Genomic DNA, 17,835 nt, shown 5'->3' on the forward strand with positions numbered 1-17,835 from the left:
CAGTTTAAGTCATTATTCGTTAACACGGCAAATACTATTTGTGGCAAGCCGCGTCCGGCGCTATCTGAGAGGAAGAGATGAGAGCTGTTAAGGTATACGAGGAAACCTGGCCGTTACATACGCCTTTCGTTATTGCGCGTGGTAGCCGAAGCGAAGCGCACGTTGTTGTTGTCGAACTCGAAGACGAGGGCGTAAAAGGTGTCGGGGAATGTACGCCTTATCCACGCTATGGCGAAAGCGATGCCTCGGTTATGGCGCAAATCATGAGTATTGTGCCTCAGTTGGAAAATGGGCTAACCCGCGAAGCATTGCAGAAACTGTTACCGGCAGGCGCAGCACGCAACGCGGTGGATAGCGCCTTATGGGATTTGCAGGCTCGCCAGCGGCAGCAAAGCCTTGCCGAGTTGCTCGGTGTGACGCTGGACCCTGTTTTTACTACCGCGCAAACGGTAGTGATAGGCACGCCGGAACAGATGGCGGCCAGTGCGGCGGCATTATGGGAAAAAGGGGCGACGCTGCTGAAAATTAAACTGGATGCGCGTCTGATTAGCGAGCGTATGGTGGCGATCCGCGCGGCGGCGCCGGAGGCGACGCTCATTGTGGACGCCAATGAATCGTGGCGTCCGGAGGGGCTGGCGGCGCGTTGTCAGTTACTGGCGGATCTGAACGTCGCGATGCTGGAACAACCGCTGCCCGCACAGGATGACGCCGCTCTGGAGAATTTTATTCATCCGTTGCCCATCTGTGCGGATGAAAGCTGCCATACCCGCAGTAGTCTGAAAGCCCTGACGGGGCGCTACGATATGATCAACATCAAGCTGGATAAAACCGGCGGCCTGACCGAGGCGCTGGCGCTGGCAACAGAAGCGCGGGAACAAGGATTCGGCCTGATGCTGGGCTGTATGCTCTGTACATCAAGGGCGATTAGCGCCACGCTGCCGCTTATGCCGCAGGTGAGTTTCGCCGATCTTGATGGCCCAACATGGCTGGCGGTCGACGTTGAGCCCGCGCTGCGCTTTACGACGGGTCAACTCTATCTTTAGGATGCCAGCGCAGCAGATTTGACATGGCCGGCAGGTATTTTTCGCTGGCTTCATCGGCGGAAATAGGAGGAAACTCGGCGGTAATACAGTGTAGGTTGAGGTCGGCGCACCAGCTGCCAAATGAACCAGGCGTTTCATAGCCTACGCTGGTCACCAGCGGTAACGCAAAAGCATGAGCCAGCCACTCGCCTAGCTCGCTGCGACGAGGATCTTCAATGCAGGATAACGGATCGTGAAAAGAGACGACCCAGGCGGGTTGAAGTCGATGAATTAACTGACAAAGCGCCTGGGTTTCCGGTTCTGAGCCGGGATGGTTGCCGGTTAACAGCACGACATCACGTTCTTCCGTGCTGCTATTCCAGCGGTAAACTGTTTCACCCGCTTTCCAGTTGGCGGCGGGAAAGTTACGGTTTAAATCAATGCCATTCGCATTTGCTCTTAACCCCAGTTGGCAGCCATCAGGGTTAACGGCAAGTACGACATGATGACGGCGAAGCGATGGATTTAAGGTTCGTAACGCACAGGAAAGCGTAACCACGGAGGACGTTTCATCCCCGTGGGTGCCAGCCAGTATCAGGCCGCTTTCGCGATCGGCGGCGGGCGCCGGAAACCAGATTAGCGGCGCGCCAAGTCCTGAATGTCCGTAATGTTCAGTGCCTGGCGGAAATGCGCCGCGCTCGGCACGGGGGCGGGTGATAGTCATACGCGTTTCCCGAAGCTGAAACTATTGGGGTAATCGTCGTAGTGTTGTGTAAAACTCGCCGATTATCAAATGGTTTCTATTTACTATCTCATAGGGCGCTATATCAACTTTCTGCCGGATACAGACTGGCCGTAGTAAACATCATTTATTATGGTTTGCTGAGTGAACTAACGTTATTGCATTTTTATATATGATTTCAGTGACATAAAAAATTAACAATAGTTATTATATATGAATGATAGATTTGTTCAGATGTCTGGTCTGATATAAACATATTTAAATCTTATTTTATAATTGACAAGTTTAATTCTACTTATAAAATGTTAAATGCCGAATTAAATATTAACTATAAGATAATTAATGTTTAAAAAAACTCCATTTAATAATAAGGATAAGCAATGAAAAAAAGTAGTTGGCTAATCATTATTACAACTCTGACGGGATGTTCATCTTCTCCTCCTTTGGTTAGTGGTAATGAGTTTTATAAAATTTTTCCAGCACCTGGCGGTAATGGCCCTGTCCCTCCTGACCCGCAGGAGCCAGGATTGGCAATACCTGGCCCGGGAGGCGTCAATAAACAAACAACTTCCTCTAACGCACCTCTTCCAGTACCAAAAGATAATCCTAGTGTATCTATCATGAGTATGAGCGGGGCCGTACTGACAGTATGGGGACGCCATAGAAACTCATGGTTATGGGGTTACACGCCCTGGGATTCAAACAGTTTTGGTGAATTACGTAACTGGAAAATAATACCGGGAAAGACTCCGGGAACAGTGCGCTTCGTCAATCAGGGAACCGGAACATGCATGACATGGGGAGTTGGAATAAGCGGTGACGGTGGATTTATACACACCACTTGCGATCCACGCTCTGCTGTGTTCGATTTTCACTTAATTCCGACACTCAATGGCAATGTCTTTATTAAGTCAGTAGATCTCAATCGTTGTATTCGGGCAAGATTTTTAGACAGAACAGCAAGCTCCCCATATGCTTTTGAAATATTACAGGCAGAATGTCCAAAACCTGGGGAGAAAAATATTGAGTTGCAGTGGTCTATTAGTGAACCTCTGCGGTCTGCTCTTGCAGCTATTTCTAAGCCAGAAATTAGGCCAGCCCCTCCGCCACCCCCACTTGTTGATGGTTTAACAATAAATGATTCAGATTCAAATAATATATCAGCCACTCAAATTCAGCCTGTAATTTATTAAAAATGAGGTTGCAAAATTGAAAAATATACTACTTTTCTTCGTCTGTCTTCTTACCTTTCCAGCGCACGCTGCATTAACTGATTATAAAGTTGCCACATGGAATTTACAGGGGTCTTCTACAAGAAGCGAAAATAAATGGAATGTGAATGTACGGCAACTTATTAGTGGGGCTGGAGCTGTTGATATTTTAATGGTTCAGGAGGCTGGACGTCCACCAGCAAGTGCGGTTGATACTGGAAGAATTATTAATTCACCCGGTATTCCGGTTCGTGAACTTACATGGAATTTAGGAAGTAACAGTCGTCCCCAACAAGTTTTTATCTATTTCTCACAGCTTGATGTTTTTGCTGGACGCGTTAATCTTGCTATCGTAAGCCATCGTCGTGCAGATGAGGTTATCGTTCTTCCCCCTCCTTCGACAGCATCGCGTCCTATAATGGGAATAAGAATAGGTTCAGATGCGTTTTTCACTATTCACGCCCTGGCAAATAGGGGAGTAGATGCTCCAGCGGTTGTAAATAGTGTTTTTGAGTTTTTCCGTAATAGCCCAAGGCCGGATATGCAGGCTACAAACTGGATGATTGCGGGCGATTTCAATCGTAATCCAGATAACCTCAGAATGGCGATCGAAACTCCTGTAAGAAATAATACTGTCGTATTAGCACCTTCAGATCCTACGCAGCGCAGCGGAGGGATACTGGACTATGCTGTTGTAGGCAATGCGATTGCATTTATTCCGCCAGTGCTGAGGGCCGGATTATTATTCGGGGAAAGAGCGACTCAGATATCATCAGATCATTACCCGGTTGGTATTTTCTTACCACCTCCTGGAGAACCAAGATGAAAAAAAATATAATAATGCTATTTTTCTTTACAAGTATCCTGACTGGTTGTGGCTCATCGGTTAATAATGAGAGATTAGTTTCTCTGAATCCTGGAGAAGACATATCGGGTGCTGAAAATGGATCGTTGTTTAGTATTCGTAATATACAAAGTGGCTTTATGATAACTAATATTCTTGATCAACAGGGGCGGGAACAAAGTGGCTGGGAACTGATACAACAGGAAACACCAATAGAAGTATTGGCAACTACCCCTGGGGGGTGGATTCAATTTCATGACCCAATTACCAGACAGTGCCTTAATGCTATAAACGGTGTCGCTTTAACCAAAGGGACATGTGATTTAAAAAATCGAGAATCGTTATTTGTGTTAATACCATCTACCACAGGTGCGGTGCAAATTCAGTCTGTGCATTCGAAAACGTGTATTATTGATCAGGATAATACCGATCATTTTCTATTCGGTCGTTGTGTCGCTGATATCCAGAATCCACAACAAGTAGTCCCTGAAAAAAATCTTTGGATGCTCAATCCACCAGTCACTGCATCCTCCATGGCTCCCATCAATATATAGTTTTTATAAGTGAAAACTACTTGTGTGATTCCCCTTCGAAAGTAATTGTTCAACAAGTAGAAGGGGAGTTGCAGACGATAAAACTCCCGCTACATCCATGACAGATGTCACCACATTATATAGACGATGAACAGCTTTAAGTAAGCAAGAAAAAAAGGGACTCCTTGCGAAGTCCCAGCATAACGTTAATTGCCTGAGTCATTATTATATTGCTGCGGACTCTCGCTTTCACACTTAAAGCCATTTTCTTTATGTCATATGCAGCAAGGTTTAGACGTTGACTTAGATCACATATTAGCGAGCTAACTACTATAAAATCTTACACACCGCGATAGAGTGATGTGTGGAAGAATGAATGCGTCTGGTCGTCACATGTAAATATGCTTGAGTATCTTCGACACTGATAGAAGGTTCACCAAAAGCCAGAAAGACGAAGAGTTTGAAAACTTCTGCTAATCAAGACCCTATTTCGTTTTTTCAGCCTTGCGCGCTCTGCTATGCCAGGACTCCATGAGATGACGAGACGTGGAGTTTATGACGTTCTTACCATCTAGTTAAATAGAAAACAGTGACGGGGGAGCACTCAGTATTCGTCAGTCATTCGGTTGTGAAAGATAGCGGTCATGAGAGGTTCTGTCCAACAGGAATGAGCGAAGTCAAAAAAATATAGCCCAGCGGTATAAAGATCTGCGGAGCTTTTTTGATGGTATAGTGATTAACCCGAAGTGGGGTCGCTGTGTAAACACTGGATGAGATAAATCCTTATATTTCACTGTATTAGTAAAAATACTTTCTTCTTTGAGGAACTTCTATGAGGCATTCTGTTTCAGTAACCTGTTGTGCGCTGTTGGTTAGCAGCTTTTCCCTGGCATATGCTGCGGATGTTCCCGACGGAATGGTACTGGCAGAGAAACAAGAACTGGTGCGTCATATCAAAGATGAGCCAGCCTCATTAGATCCAGCGAAAGCCGTTGGGCTGCCTGAAATTCAGGTGATCCGCGATCTGTTTGAAGGGCTGGTTAACCAGAACGAAAAGGGTGAGATTATCCCAGGCGTCGCCAGCCAATGGAAGAGCAATGATAATCGTATCTGGACGTTTACGTTGCGGGATAATGCGCAATGGGCTGATGGAACGCCAGTGACCGCCCAGGATTTTGTCTATAGCTGGCAACGCCTGGTTGATCCCAAAACGCTTTCCCCCTTCGCCTGGTTTGCCGCTCTGGCTGGTATCACCAATGCGCAAGCCATTATCGATGGTAAAGCCACGCCTGACCAGCTTGGCGTCAGTGCTGTAGACGCGCACACTCTGCGTATTCAGCTTGATAAACCGTTACCCTGGTTTGCCAGTCTGACCGCCAATTTTGCCTTTTATCCGGTCCAAAAAGCGAATGTCGAAAGCGGCAAAGACTGGACAAAGCCGGGGAAACTGATCGGCAATGGCGCGTATGTGCTTAAAGAGCGCGTGGTAAATGAAAAACTGGTGGTCGTACCTAATACGTATTACTGGGATAACGCGAAAACGGTACTGCAAAAAGTGACATTTTTACCCATTAACCAGGAATCGGCTGCGACCAAACGTTACCTTGCCGGCGATATTGATATCACGGAATCTTTCCCTAAAAATCTGTACCAGAAATTATTGAAAGATATTCCCGGGCAAGTTTATACGCCGCCGCAATTAGGGACTTATTATTATGCGTTTAATACGCAGAAAGGGCCGACGGCGGATTCCCGTGTTCGTCTGGCGCTAAGTATGACCATCGATCGCCGTTTGATGGCGGAAAAAGTCTTAGGTACCGGTGAAAAACCGGCCTGGCATTTTACGCCGGATGTCACGGCAGGATTTACGCCAGACCTTTCGCCGTTTGAGCAAATGAGTCAGGAAGAACTTAACGCCCAGGCTAAAACATTACTTCGTGCAGCAGGCTACGGATCGCAGAAACCGCTTAAATTAACTCTGCTTTACAATACGTCAGAAAACCATCAGAAAATCGCTATTGCGGTGGCGTCAATGTGGAAGAAAAATCTGGGGGTGGACGTGAAATTGCAAAACCAGGAATGGAAAACGTATATCGACAGCCGGAATACCGGTAATTTTGATGTTATTCGCGCCTCCTGGGTTGGCGACTACAACGAACCGTCGACTTTCTTGTCCTTATTAACGTCCACACATACGGGGAATATTTCACGCTTTGCTAATCCGGCTTATGACAAAATCCTGATGCAGGCGACGATGGAAAATACTGCCGAAGCGCGTAACGCGGATTATAATGCAGCGGAGAAAATCCTGACGGAACAGGCACCTATAGCGCCTATTTATCAGTATACCAATGGACGGTTAATTAAACCGTGGGTAAAGGGATACCCCATTACTAACCCGGAAGATGTGGCTTATAGCCGTACAATATATATCGTGAAACACTGATCGGTACCGGCTACCTGATGATGTAAGGTGACCACAGCTAAACCCAAAGCTGGCGCGGCTTACAGCGCCAGTTTCTCCTTCAGAACAGCAACAGGTTTGCCTGTCGTTGCACTTTCCCAGCTTCCAGAAGTAGGCTAGCCAACGACCTTGTCCTTCACTGCTGGTTAAGCGTTTTGATGCAATAAAAAATATGTACAACTGTTATTAATGAACTTTTTGCATAAATATAATCGGATTTAATATACTCATTGTACCTGTATTTTTCTCCTGTAATGGCGTCTTTACGACGAAAGGGTGTTTTACCGTGGAATATTCAGAATTAAGTAACAACCTCAAAATGCCTATGGTTGGTTTTGGCGTTTTTAAGGTAACCGACAAAGAAGAATGTAAGCAGTCAGTGTTAAGTGCTATTCGCACCGGTTATCGCCTTATCGATACCGCCGCGGTATACGGCAATGAAGATGCCGTTGGTGACGCTGTTCGTGAAGCCATCGCGACAGGTCTGTGTACCCGTGAGGAGTTATTTATTACTTCTAAACTGTGGGTGCAAGATATGGCTAACTACGATATGGCCAAAGCAGGTATTGAAGCGTCGCTAAAAAAATCAGGGTTAGAATATTTTGATCTCTATTTACTGCATCAGGCAATGCGCGACTATTTCAGCGCGTGGCGTGCACTGGAAGATGCCTGGGAGGCGGGTAAACTGAGAGCCATTGGCGTATCCAATTTCTATGCTCATGTGTTAGCAAACTTCTGCGAAACCGTCAGAATTACGCCAATGGTAAACCAGGTCGAATTGCATCCATACTTTGCACAACCCTGCCGCGCTGGAAACCATGAAGCACTATAACGTTCAGCCTGAAGCCTGGGCACCGTTAGGCGGCGGGAGACATACACCGTATGAAAATGAAATGCTCCGAAGGATTGCCGATGCTCATCAAAAGACCGTCGCCCAGGTTGTCCTGCGTTGGAACGTGCAACGTGGTGTCACGGTCATTCCTAAATCCACTCGACAGGAACGTATTGAAGAGAACTTTGCCATCTGGGATTTCTCTCTGACGGATAACGAAATGGCTCAAATCAACGCTCTTGATTTAGGCTATGTTGGCGAAGCGGTGAAGCATTTTAATCCTGAATTTGTTCGCGGTTGTCTTGGCGTTAAAATCCATGACTGATCGCGGCGCTTGCTGATGTTTTCTCGCATTAGCCATTCATAATACCGGTTACCGGGGAATAGACGGCAACCGTGTGATATTCGCCTGGTCGTCAGGCACCGAAGGCACCATCGATGGTGTGCATTGCGCCGGTGACGAAAGAGGCTTCCGGGCCGGCCAGCCATGCCACCATTCCTGCCACTTCTTCAGGTTTCCCGTGTCGTTTGATCGCCATGAAACTGTACATCAGCTCTTTCATTGGGCCATCTTCCGGATTAATGTCGGTATCGATGGGGCCAGGCTGCACAACGTTTATCGTAATTTCCCATTTACGTGGCGGCGTTGGCGGGGAAGTCTATAAAGACAGTCTGGCCTTTTCCGGCAACTATTATTTCCCTCTTACCGGCTGGAAAACGTCAGCAGCGCATGAATTCCATGATGAGCGTCCGGCGTATGGTTTTGATCTGCGAACAAAAGGCATGTTCCCCGATTTTCCCTGGTTCAGCGGCGAGTTGACATATGAACAGTATTACGGGGATAAAGTTGATCTGTTGGGTAACGGTACGTTAAGCCGGAATCCCCGCGCCGCAGGTGCGGCTTTGGTCTGGAATCCTGTCCCTTTGCTTGAAGTCAGAGCAGGATATCGGGACGCCGGTAACGGCGGATCGCAGGCAGAGGGCGGTCTGAGAGTCAACTATTCCTTTGGTACGCCGTTACCTGAACAGCTTGATTACCGCAACGTTGGGGCGCCGTCAAACACGACAAATCGGCGTGCCTTTGTCGATCGCAATTACGATATCGTCATGGCGTATCGGGAGCAGGCCAGTAAAATCCGCATTACGGCAATGCCGGTGTCAGGCTTGTCCGGGACGCTGGTTACATTAATGGCGACGGTAGATAGCCGTTACCCGATCGAGAAGGTTGAGTGGTCGGGTGATGCGGAGCTTATCGCTGGACTTCAGCTTCAGGGGAGCCTGGGCAGCGACCTTATCCTCCCACAACTTTCGCTGACGGCAACTGATGAAGCCACCGGAAGCGTTACTGCGCCAGTCGTCGGAACAGAAATGCGAGCCAGAACGCTTTGTATAAACAATATGGACTGTACCGATGCGTTCAATTATCAGTGGGAAATCTCGGATGAAATGAAATCCTGGAAATCTGTACCGGGGGCGACAAAGGCCACCTGGCTTCTTCCTTATAGCCTTAACGGAGAATCGCTACAGAATAAATATATCCGCGTCAGAATTATTTCTGATCAGGAAAATGCTAAGGGTAATACCGCAACCTCTGATGCGAATTAATGTTTTAAAAAGGATCAACAGTGCGCATGTCGAAACATAATCTTATTATTTATAGCTTACTTCTGGCGGCTATGCCGATAAGCGTCTCGGCGGATTCGTCGACAACGTCCGCGGCAACCGTCGGGATGCTTTCTCCTCCTACGGCGCCGGGCGTTGGGCACAGACCTGGCTCGCCGCTGAGTGATTATGGGTTGGAATTGAATGGGTATTATGGGTATGTTGAATCATATATACCTATACCAGGCATGCTTTTAAAATCAAGAATGGTTGGGAGAGTCCGTGATCCTGATACTTAAAAATATCAAGCTAATGAAACGGCCACCACAGTATGTACGTATTATCGCGTTGAGAAAGATGATTCACAGCATGAGCTTCTACGTGAAAAACCATGTAAATATGCAATTGTTATCAGCGAAGATAATGTAGGTTCGAAGATAAGAATTGAGCATTATAACGAAACAGATATGGTCTCAGCACCAGGATATACGCCTGTGCCGATGGTTTCTGAACTCCATTCTATTGAAACAAAACGTATAGTTAAATTGAGTTCAGATTTATCTGTCATTAGTGCAGATAAATCTTTACTGATGCCAGGAGAGAGTGCTGTTGTGAAAATTATTGTTAAAGATATAAATAATAATCCCATAACTAATCTCAATCTCCAGTGTGGGCATATTCCAACAGGAAATTGGAATAGTCGGTGCGATATCAAAACCGGGGGTAATCCCGGAGAGTATATTCAGACGGTAACTTATAATGGAGGTTCAAATGGAGAGTTGAGATTAACATATAGATATTTTGGGGGAATAGATTAAAGATAAATTTACTATCTCCGGGATAATAAAAAAGTAGAGTGAAAATAGCAATGAATAGTGGGTTGGCTTTTATCTCACTTATCTTATTATGGATGTTCGCCTGGTTCTTTAGCAGATTGCTAAATAATTATTATGGCTAAAATAATACAAACGTTAAAAGGAGAAATTTTTATGACACCAGCAACAACACAAGATTATATCTTATTGGGTCAGGAGCACTCTGTGACCTTTGGCAAAACGCAACTGACGCTCAAACCCGGTATACTGGCTGAAGGTGAACCATTACCCTGCACAAAGGGACTGGTGAGCCATGATTTATTGCCGGGTTACTGTATCCCGGGTATAAAAAAACTGATTATTGTCGTCCCATCACTGGATACGCCAGTTTGTGAATGGCAGGTAAAAGAGTATAGTGACCGCCTTAAATCAGCGGGCAGTCACTCAAATCGGGCGGTGTATGTGTTGAGTATGGATACGCCATTTGCCCAGGCCCGTTTTATTCGCGATCATGATATTCATCCAGGCATAGTCTTTGTCTCTGACTACGCTTGCCGCCAGTTTTTGGATAATTCAGGACTGAAAATTAATGAGCTCAGTATTTTTGCCAGAGCGTTGATTGAGTGCGATGAAAATAATATGGTTACGCGTGTCATCGTACCGCGAGATATCACTCATATTCCTGCCTGCTAATAGTTTGTATGAACATAGCTCCTGCACGGTGAGCCGGATTATCGGCAGCTCCGGGGAGTAGACTTTTATATGCGCCTTCCTGTACTACGAAGGCGTAAACTCATACTATTGCATAACGCTATAAGGAACTGAAAATGACGCCAGCGGATGGGGCAGGTTAACGTTATGGCTCCCCTGAATTTCTGCAATAATCGTCTGGTAGCCGGAAAGCCACTTATGACTTTGAGATTTGGCTTGCTGGTGCTGTAAATTGTTTATCAAGAGCTCCATCGATTCGCGGGTCTGCCAGTAGTAATTGTTAATCACTCTTCCGCTGGCGGCATCGGTATAGCTTTCCATACCAATATAGCCATCAATAGACTGCGTATAGCGCTCAATCCAGCCATCCAGTTGATAAAACTCTTCGTCGTACTCTTTTTTTTCGAAAATAAAACTCGTCAGAAACAGCGACATAGTATTTCTCCTGTTACGCATATCAATCAAACACCCATCAACGTGGATTCAAAACGTAAACCCGGCATCATTTTTTCAAGGCCGTCAGTCAGCATGTTTCCTGCCGCGTACAATTCATCAACTGGCATTTCCGGCAAGCTTTCAAGGATAAACCACATCGTTTTATCTGAAGCGCTTAGTCGGGTACGTACTCCCTGACGCCAGTTCCAGCGCCGACAGGTGACGCCTCTGTCATCGCGCCAGATAACTTCGCCCGGTTCTGGCGACTCGGTGACGGGTTGTCCTTCTTTCAGGGTATCAAATGTTTCACTACCGTCAGCGAAAACCAGTCGTGGCGATCCACAATAAGCCGCGCTATTTTCGCCGCCTACCGGCACGGCATAGCGCAGGCTCACAGCGTTATAAAGATCAACTACCGGGTCCAGCGCCGCCATTGTTCCATCCTTCAACACGCGTTTTCGTAGCGCTTCTGCCGAGCAGGGGGTGCGCTTTGGTTTTGCGCCGAATGCTTTAAACACCGCATTCCAGGCGTCTATATGCGCCTGTCCCCACGCAGGCTGGCCGTTAAGTACGGTCTGGCAGGCCTCTTTTAACGCGATTTCTCCAACCTGCGCATCGCGAACCGGAGCGGCAATAACATTAATACTTAATGCACGAAAGCCGGGAGCGATAAGGGCCAGTTCCGGGCTGATTGACGGTAACATAGAAGACATCGCATAATCCTGTAATGACTATTTTATTCTATGATATCGACCAATGACCAAAAAAGTCAACTTATCGACTGCGGCAGGCGCCGACGTCAGCACAATAAACGAAGCTGTTTCCCAACGTATCAAACAATTTCGTAGCCAAAAAAAGATGTCGCTGGATGAGCTTGCGCGGCGTTCCTGCGTCAGTAAAGGAATGCTGGTGGAAATTGAAGGCTGTAAAGCCAATCCGAGCATTGCTCTGTTGTGTAAGATCGCGGCTGCAATGGGGGTGTCCGTGGCGGATTTTGTCAACGTCGCCAGCGAGCCGATAGTACATCTTATCGACCGGGATGCTATTCCGGTATTGTGGCGCGGCGAGAAAGGCGGCAGCGCGAAGCTGATGGCGGGAACCAGCGGGCCGGATATGCTGGAACTCTGGCAATGGATAATGCATCCTGGTGAACAGTTTGAATCGGCAGGACATCCGGCCGACACCTGTGAATTACTGTTTGTTAATCAGGGAACACTGACGTTAACGGTCGACGATAGACGCTTTATTATTCGGGAGGGCTGCTCCGCTGTAGCCAGAACCGATATGCCTCATGCCTACTTTAACGACACTAAGGAGGTGCTTGAATTTACCATGACAGTGAATGAAAAAAGCCGTTGATCACCGTGAGGAAGGCGCTAACAACCCGTCACCAGGACAGGGAAGCCTCGGCGCCCGATAAGCGTTATCGGGCGCCGACTATCTTTTATTTTATCGCAGGCGCGGCCTCTGGGTCATCGATATATAGCGTCTGGCTTGGGAAGGCGAAGTCAGCGCCGTTTTCCTGGACAATCGCAATAATTTTCAGGTAAACATCCTGCTGTACGGCAAGCCATTCCTGCCATACTGTCGTTTTGGTAAAGCAATACACCATAATATTCAGCGAAGAGTCGGCGAATTCATTAAAATAGACCAACAACGTCTGTTTCTGATCGATATCACTGTGCGCCTGCAGCATGTTTCTGATGGCATCCACGATGAGGCCAATTTTGTCGGCATCTTCGTAACGTAATCCAATAACTGTTTTAATTCGACGGTTGGTCATTCGTCCCGGGTTTTCAACACTAATGGATGAAAAGACGGAGTTCGGAACATACAGCGGGCGGTGGTCGAATGTGTTAATTCGGGTAATTCGCCAGCCGATTTCGGCGACTGTACCTTCGATATTTCTGTCAGGAGAGCGAATCCAGTCTCCGATACTGAAGGGGCGATCGAAATAGAGCATAATACCGGAGAAAAAATTGCTCAGGACATCTTTGCCCGCCATACCAACAGCGATACCGCCGATACCGCCAAAGGTCAGCAGACCGGACAGACTCATGCCAAAATGTTCGCCATACAGTAAGACAATCGCGACAATAATGGTAATTTTTATGACCCGCGCCAGGATACGGGTACTGGTGACATCTCTACCTTTATTGACCTGTGCTTTTTCAAACTGGTTAATAATCAGGAACAGTTTTATCGTCAGAATAAGCGCAATGAGCGAAGTGCAGATAAAATCAATGATCCCGGAAGAGATAAACCGCAAATTATAATCTTCAATAGCATTATTCAGGATGCTCCCAATGGTTCCAATTATAATCGCGTAAATAAAAAACTGCGCAGCATGGAACGTGAATCCTTTCTTCCACTGTACATTACGGCTCAGCCAAAATCTCACAACCAGTAACGCCATGCCGCAACTGAAAAGTATCGCCAGATTAAACGCGTTTTTGAGAAAAAATTCAGTGAACATTATTGTTTTCCGCTCCTTCCTACGATAACAGCTCAGAATGACCTGATTAACAGGTATTTTACCCAGGATAAACGCGCAGATCATCGATAAGTAAAAAGAAGAAGTAGTGCTATCAGCTTTAATTTCAGCGGCTTACTTTTTATGTAAATACAATGTCACGTTTTATGGGGCAGACATCGCGTGATTGTCATGGTATTGTTGCCATCAGGTAACAAAGTCATCTGTAAAGGACGATACTATGATCATGATGAAGCTGAAATCAGCGAAGGGGAAAAAATTTCTGTTATGCCTGCTGGTCGTGTTTATCGTTGCGGCCTCGGTGGTAACGCGCGCGACTATCGGCGGTGTGATTGAGCAATACCATATTCCGCTGTCCGAGTGGACAAGTTCCATGTATGCCATCCAGTCGGCAATGATTTTCGTTTACAGTCTGGTGTTCACTATTCTGCTGGCTATTCCTTTGGGGATCTATTTCCTCGGCGGAGATGAGTAACATTAATGAGGTATTGGCCGGATGGCAGCGCCATCCGGCAGGGCGGAAGAGGAATTAATCGTCCTCATCGTCCAGTTCAACCGGCGTCTGATACTCATCAGGCTTAATGACTAGCAGGTCGCAGCGCAGATGGTCAATGACCTGTTCTGCCGTGTTTCCCAGAAACGCGGCCGAGAGTCCGGTACGTCCAACAGTGCCAAGCACAACGATTCCCGCCTGGAGATGTTCGGCAAGATCCGGGATAACTTCTTCCGGCAAGCCTTTTTCCACATGTGTAACTTTCTCATCGATGCTGAATTTCTGGCGCAGCGCTTTCATCGCCAGTAAATGCTGGCCTCTGATGGCGTCGTTATACACGCTGGGATCAAATTCCGGCAGCTCAATGGCGATATTGATTGGCGTAACGGGGTAGGCGCCGACCAGGTGCACTTCGGTATGATTAACCTGCTCTGCCAACTGTAAGGTCTCTTTTACCAGCTTTTCGTTGAGAGCATTGTGATAGGGCTCTTCGCTTGCCAGGTTCACGGCGACCAGTGCTTTACCACCTTCTGGCCACGGCTGATCTTTGACCATCCACACGGGGCTTGGGCATTTGCGCAGTAAATGCCAGTCGGTAGGGGTGAAAATGACCGCTTCCAGTCGATCGTGCTGATGCGCCATTTTCAACACCAGATCGTGACTGCTGGCGATAACCTCCTGGATGATGGCCTCAAAGGGACGATTGTGCCAGACCACTTTAATTTCAATGGGGACACCGGCTTCAAGATAATATTTCGCCTGCTCACGTATCCAGGCTGTGCGTTGGCTTATTACACCCTGACGCATTGCGGTACGTTCGTCAGGAGAAAGCAGGGTGGTCATCTCATACGAGAAATCATAAATAGGCAGAAAAGCTTTAATTTTGCCGCCAATCCGTTGATGCAAATAAACTGCTCGCCGTAATGCGGGTTGATCGTCCTGGTTGGGATCGATGACCACCAGCATATTTTGATACATAGCCATACAGGGTCTCCTTACAACTGTCATCGCAGTTTGTAACTAAAGAGTAACTCAAATATGGTGAATGAAACAGAGGGAAGCGCTTCTGCCAGATCAATAAATCAGAAAAATTTAACGATATGGCAGAAGATGACATCAATGGTTTAGCTGATATTTAAGCGACGTTGCGTGTATGACCGGCCAGGGCCGCCAGCGCATCGCTGTTTTCAATAGTAATATACTTACCTTTCACCGCCAGCATACCGCTTTTCTGGAAACGGCCCAGCAGACGGCTAATGGTTTCGACCGTTAAGCCAAGGTAGTTGCCGATATCGCCACGGGTCATCGTCAGGCGGAATTCACGCGGTGAAAAACCACGCTGCGCAAAGCGACGGGACAGGTTGTAAATAAACGCGGCCAGACGTTCTTCGGCGTTTTTCTTCGACAATAACAGGATCATATCCTGATCGCCTTTAATTTCACCGCTCATCAGGCGCATCATTTGCTGACGCAGGTTAGGCATTTTTCCGGACAGGTCATCCAGCGTCTCAAAGGGGATTTCACATACCATAGAGGTTTCCAGCGCTTGCGCAAAGCTCGGATGATGACCGCTGCCAATGGCGTCAAAACCCACCAGGTCACCTGCTAAATGGAATCCAGTAATCTGTTCATCGCCTTGCTCGGTAATGGTGTAGCTTTTAATCGTTCCGGAGCGGATAGCATAGAGCGATTTCAGTTCATCACCTGCTTTAAACAGAGTTTGCCCTTTCTGAATGGGCTTTTTGCGCTCGATGATATTATCAAGCTGATCAAGCTCATGCTCGTTAAGTGTGAACGGGATGCAAAGCTGGCTGATACTGCAATCCTGGCAATGGATAGCACAACCGCCAGACTGAATGCGCCGTATAATTCGCTTTTCCGGGATCATAGGTCTGCTCAAGCCGTAATTGATATTTGTCAATTTTAACATCTTTTTGGTGAGCGCGTAAGTCTGAGCTATCCCGGAGAAGGAATAATTCAAGTATAAGTTTAATGAATGTTTGTATCTATTTGAAAATACGTAACTTATTTGTGGTTGCTTTACATGAAAGTGTGATCGATAAGGCACTTTTTGCCTGTATATTCATAATAAAAGATAGCCTTCATGGCGTAATAGCCACTCTTTTCGCTCTACGCCGCCAGCGTATCCGGTCATAGTGCCGTTACGCCCGATGACGCGATGACATGGAACGACAATACTGATTGGGTTCGCGCCATTTGCAGCACCGACTGCGCGTGCGGCGCCCGGACGTCCCAGTTGCTCCGCCAGTTGACCATAGTGCATCACCTGCCCGCAGGGGATAGTGCGCAAAGCCTGCCATACTTCTCGTTGAAAAGGCGTGCCCCCCGTGGCGGTCTCCAGGGTATCAATTACGGCGAGATTGCCTGCAAAATAATCTGCAAGTTTATCGCTGAGCCCACCGGGGTTAGTCGCAGAAATGCGTTCATAGCCTTCGTGACGGTAGTGTATGTCAAGCAGTTGCTCCATACGATCGCGGTACTGTTCCCACTCAACGGCCCGCAGTCGAAACTGCTCATCGCAAACCACCCATAACGGACCTAATGGCGTGGCTATCTTCTCTTCAAGTAATCTTAGCATCCGTTCTCTCACATCGTCTTAGTCTAACGTAAGAGACAAGATATCATGCCGGGAATACCCGCAACCATACTCCTTAAAAGATAGTCAGGGATAACACATTTAGCGACAGTAATATCGTTGGCGGAGAAAAATGGAGCCTGGCGACATCGTCCAGGCCCGAGAGGAGATATCGTGCGCTTTCCTTAACTATAGACACGCTATTTTTCGGTTGGCGTGTAACATATTTATAACTAATTTTTAAAGCGTTCGCTATTACTATGAGTGATTGATTACAATAAATCTTATCTCAAACTCACGGAGTTAACTGGAGTTAAAATATGACTTTATTAGCGTTAAAATACACTGAGGCGAGGCGGTTTATTTCATTACATTGTCGCTGTTATTGGAAATAACTGTAAACCGTTGTCGGTATAACAGGGCGCGGTTATGATAGCGGCTGTCGCAAAACGCTGGAGGATGAATCATGAACCTTGACGATAAAGCGCTGTTTCTTGACGCCATGGAGGATGTCCAGCCGCTGAAACGCTATACTGATGTACACTGGCAGCCAACGCGTAATCTTAAAACGCCCCAGCGTATCGACACGCTTCAGCTTGATAATTTCCTGACGACGGGATTTCTGGATATTCTGCCGCTGAATGAACCGCTGGAATTTCGTCGGGAAGGATTGCAGCAAGGTGTCATCGACAAATTACGCAGTGGGAAATACCCTCAGCAGGCCAGCCTCAATTTGCTACGCCAGCCGGTCGAAACGTGCCGCAAACTGCTGTTTCGTTTTATCCTGGAGGCGCAGAAGGAAGGCTTACGTAATGTCCTGATCATTCATGGTAAAGGGCGAGAGGCGAAGTCGCATGCCAATATCATCCGAAGCTATGTGGCTCGCTGGTTGACAGAGTTTGAGGATGTACAGGCTTATTGTTCGGCGCTGCCGCACCATGGCGGCGGCGGGGCATGTTATGTTGCGCTACGTAAAACGGTGCAGGCTAAACAGGATAACTGGGAGCGTCATGCGAAGCGCAGTCGGTAAATCGTTGCCGC

General features: G+C 47.2%; 16 protein-coding genes and 4 pseudogenes. 12 read left to right on the plus strand and 8 right to left on the minus strand.

Annotation, left to right across the window (positions count from 1 at the left end; translation table 11 throughout):
• Nucleotides 1-77: 77 nt before the first annotated feature.
• Nucleotides 78-1,043: an L-Ala-D/L-Glu epimerase gene (ycjG, locus tag AC3G3F_RS05405; protein WP_023246456.1), complete on the plus strand. Its 966-nt coding sequence runs from the start codon at nt 78-80 to the stop codon at nt 1,041-1,043.
• Here ycjG and mpaA read toward each other — a convergent pair.
• On the minus strand, nt 1,018-1,746 hold the full coding sequence (gene mpaA / locus AC3G3F_RS05410) for a murein tripeptide amidase MpaA (RefSeq protein ID WP_023246455.1): 729 nt from the start codon (nt 1,744-1,746) through the stop codon (nt 1,018-1,020). The two genes, ycjG and mpaA, sit on opposite strands and share 26 nt — an antisense overlap.
• 398 nt (nt 1,747-2,144) lie before the next feature.
• Here mpaA and AC3G3F_RS05415 point away from each other — a divergent pair, with 398 nt between their 5' ends.
• The 5 genes and pseudogenes from AC3G3F_RS05415 to AC3G3F_RS05435 all read left to right on the plus strand — a co-directional run bounded on the left by AC3G3F_RS05415 (nt 2,145) and on the right by AC3G3F_RS05435 (nt 7,973).
• Complete coding sequence (locus tag AC3G3F_RS05415; RefSeq protein WP_071891432.1) at nt 2,145-2,957, plus strand: RICIN domain-containing protein; 813 nt, start codon at nt 2,145-2,147, stop codon at nt 2,955-2,957.
• 16 nt (nt 2,958-2,973) lie between these two features.
• Nucleotides 2,974-3,801, plus strand: coding sequence for a cytolethal distending toxin subunit B family protein (locus tag AC3G3F_RS05420; RefSeq protein ID WP_024149535.1), 828 nt, complete (start codon nt 2,974-2,976; stop codon nt 3,799-3,801).
• Complete coding sequence (locus AC3G3F_RS05425) at nt 3,798-4,373, plus strand: RICIN domain-containing protein (protein ID WP_023246452.1); 576 nt, start codon at nt 3,798-3,800, stop codon at nt 4,371-4,373. Before AC3G3F_RS05420 ends, AC3G3F_RS05425 begins: the two co-directional genes overlap by 4 nt.
• Nucleotides 4,374-5,184: 811 nt before the next feature.
• A complete protein-coding gene (locus AC3G3F_RS05430; RefSeq protein ID WP_488394596.1) occupies nt 5,185-6,798 on the plus strand; it encodes a peptide ABC transporter substrate-binding protein in 1,614 nt (537 codons plus the stop codon).
• A gap of 304 nt (nt 6,799-7,102) precedes the next feature.
• A pseudogene (locus AC3G3F_RS05435) lies at nt 7,103-7,973 on the plus strand (aldo/keto reductase).
• Between the two features lie 91 nt (nt 7,974-8,064).
• Here the strand turns inward: AC3G3F_RS05435 and AC3G3F_RS05440 are convergent.
• Nucleotides 8,065-8,274: pseudogene (locus AC3G3F_RS05440) on the minus strand (SDR family oxidoreductase); the annotation flags it as partial.
• On the opposite strand from AC3G3F_RS05440, the pseudogene AC3G3F_RS05445 reads away from it, so the two are divergent.
• From AC3G3F_RS05445 to AC3G3F_RS05455, 3 genes and pseudogenes are all read left to right on the plus strand, one after another.
• Nucleotides 8,252-9,253: pseudogene (locus tag AC3G3F_RS05445) on the plus strand (inverse autotransporter beta domain-containing protein); the annotation flags it as partial. The pseudogenes AC3G3F_RS05440 and AC3G3F_RS05445 overlap by 23 nt on opposite strands.
• 26 nt (nt 9,254-9,279) lie before the next feature.
• Nucleotides 9,280-10,105, plus strand: a pseudogene (locus AC3G3F_RS05450) (ZirS family two-partner secretion-like system exoprotein).
• 95 nt (nt 10,106-10,200) lie between these two features.
• Nucleotides 10,201-10,758 (plus strand): thiol peroxidase, encoded by a 558-nt coding sequence (locus tag AC3G3F_RS05455; protein WP_023246446.1) that lies wholly within the window; start codon nt 10,201-10,203, stop codon nt 10,756-10,758.
• 105 nt (nt 10,759-10,863) lie between these two features.
• Here the strand turns inward: AC3G3F_RS05455 and AC3G3F_RS05460 are convergent, their stop codons facing one another.
• Nucleotides 10,864-11,211 carry an antibiotic biosynthesis monooxygenase family protein gene (locus AC3G3F_RS05460; protein WP_023246445.1) on the minus strand — a complete coding sequence of 116 codons (348 nt, stop codon included), beginning with the start codon at nt 11,209-11,211 and terminating at the stop codon, nt 10,864-10,866.
• 26 nt (nt 11,212-11,237) lie between these two features.
• Nucleotides 11,238-11,924: a B3/B4 domain-containing protein gene (locus tag AC3G3F_RS05465; RefSeq protein WP_023246444.1), complete on the minus strand. Its 687-nt coding sequence runs from the start codon at nt 11,922-11,924 to the stop codon at nt 11,238-11,240.
• A gap of 43 nt (nt 11,925-11,967) precedes the next feature.
• Between AC3G3F_RS05465 and AC3G3F_RS05470 the strand changes: the two genes are divergently transcribed.
• Complete coding sequence (locus AC3G3F_RS05470) at nt 11,968-12,570, plus strand: helix-turn-helix domain-containing protein (RefSeq protein WP_023246443.1); 603 nt, start codon at nt 11,968-11,970, stop codon at nt 12,568-12,570.
• 85 nt (nt 12,571-12,655) lie between these two features.
• Here the strand turns inward: AC3G3F_RS05470 and AC3G3F_RS05475 are convergent, their stop codons facing one another.
• Complete coding sequence (locus tag AC3G3F_RS05475; protein ID WP_053511180.1) at nt 12,656-13,687, minus strand: mechanosensitive ion channel family protein; 1,032 nt, start codon at nt 13,685-13,687, stop codon at nt 12,656-12,658.
• Between the two features lie 238 nt (nt 13,688-13,925).
• On the opposite strand from AC3G3F_RS05475, the gene AC3G3F_RS05480 reads away from it, so the two are divergent.
• Nucleotides 13,926-14,180 (plus strand): DUF2534 family protein, encoded by a 255-nt coding sequence (locus AC3G3F_RS05480; protein ID WP_023246441.1) that lies wholly within the window; start codon nt 13,926-13,928, stop codon nt 14,178-14,180.
• Nucleotides 14,181-14,234: 54 nt separating this feature from the next.
• Here AC3G3F_RS05480 and uspE read toward each other — a convergent pair whose 3' ends face one another.
• The 3 genes from uspE to ogt form a co-directional block, all read right to left on the minus strand.
• Complete coding sequence (gene uspE, locus AC3G3F_RS05485) at nt 14,235-15,182, minus strand: universal stress protein UspE (protein ID WP_001262140.1); 948 nt, start codon at nt 15,180-15,182, stop codon at nt 14,235-14,237.
• Nucleotides 15,183-15,333: 151 nt separating this feature from the next.
• Nucleotides 15,334-16,086, minus strand: a complete 753-nt coding sequence (gene fnr / locus AC3G3F_RS05490) for a fumarate/nitrate reduction transcriptional regulator Fnr (protein ID WP_000611914.1) — start codon at nt 16,084-16,086, stop codon at nt 15,334-15,336.
• 195 nt (nt 16,087-16,281) lie between these two features.
• A complete protein-coding gene (ogt, locus tag AC3G3F_RS05495) occupies nt 16,282-16,797 on the minus strand; it encodes a methylated-DNA--[protein]-cysteine S-methyltransferase (protein ID WP_079796363.1) in 516 nt (171 codons plus the stop codon).
• A 463-nt stretch (nt 16,798-17,260) separates the two neighbouring features.
• On the opposite strand from ogt, the gene smrA reads away from it, so the two are divergent.
• A complete protein-coding gene (gene smrA, locus AC3G3F_RS05500) occupies nt 17,261-17,824 on the plus strand; it encodes a DNA endonuclease SmrA (protein ID WP_079796364.1) in 564 nt (187 codons plus the stop codon).
• The last annotated feature ends 11 nt before the right edge of the window (nt 17,825-17,835 follow it).

Source organism: Salmonella sp. FC25216 (genome assembly GCF_057751355.1).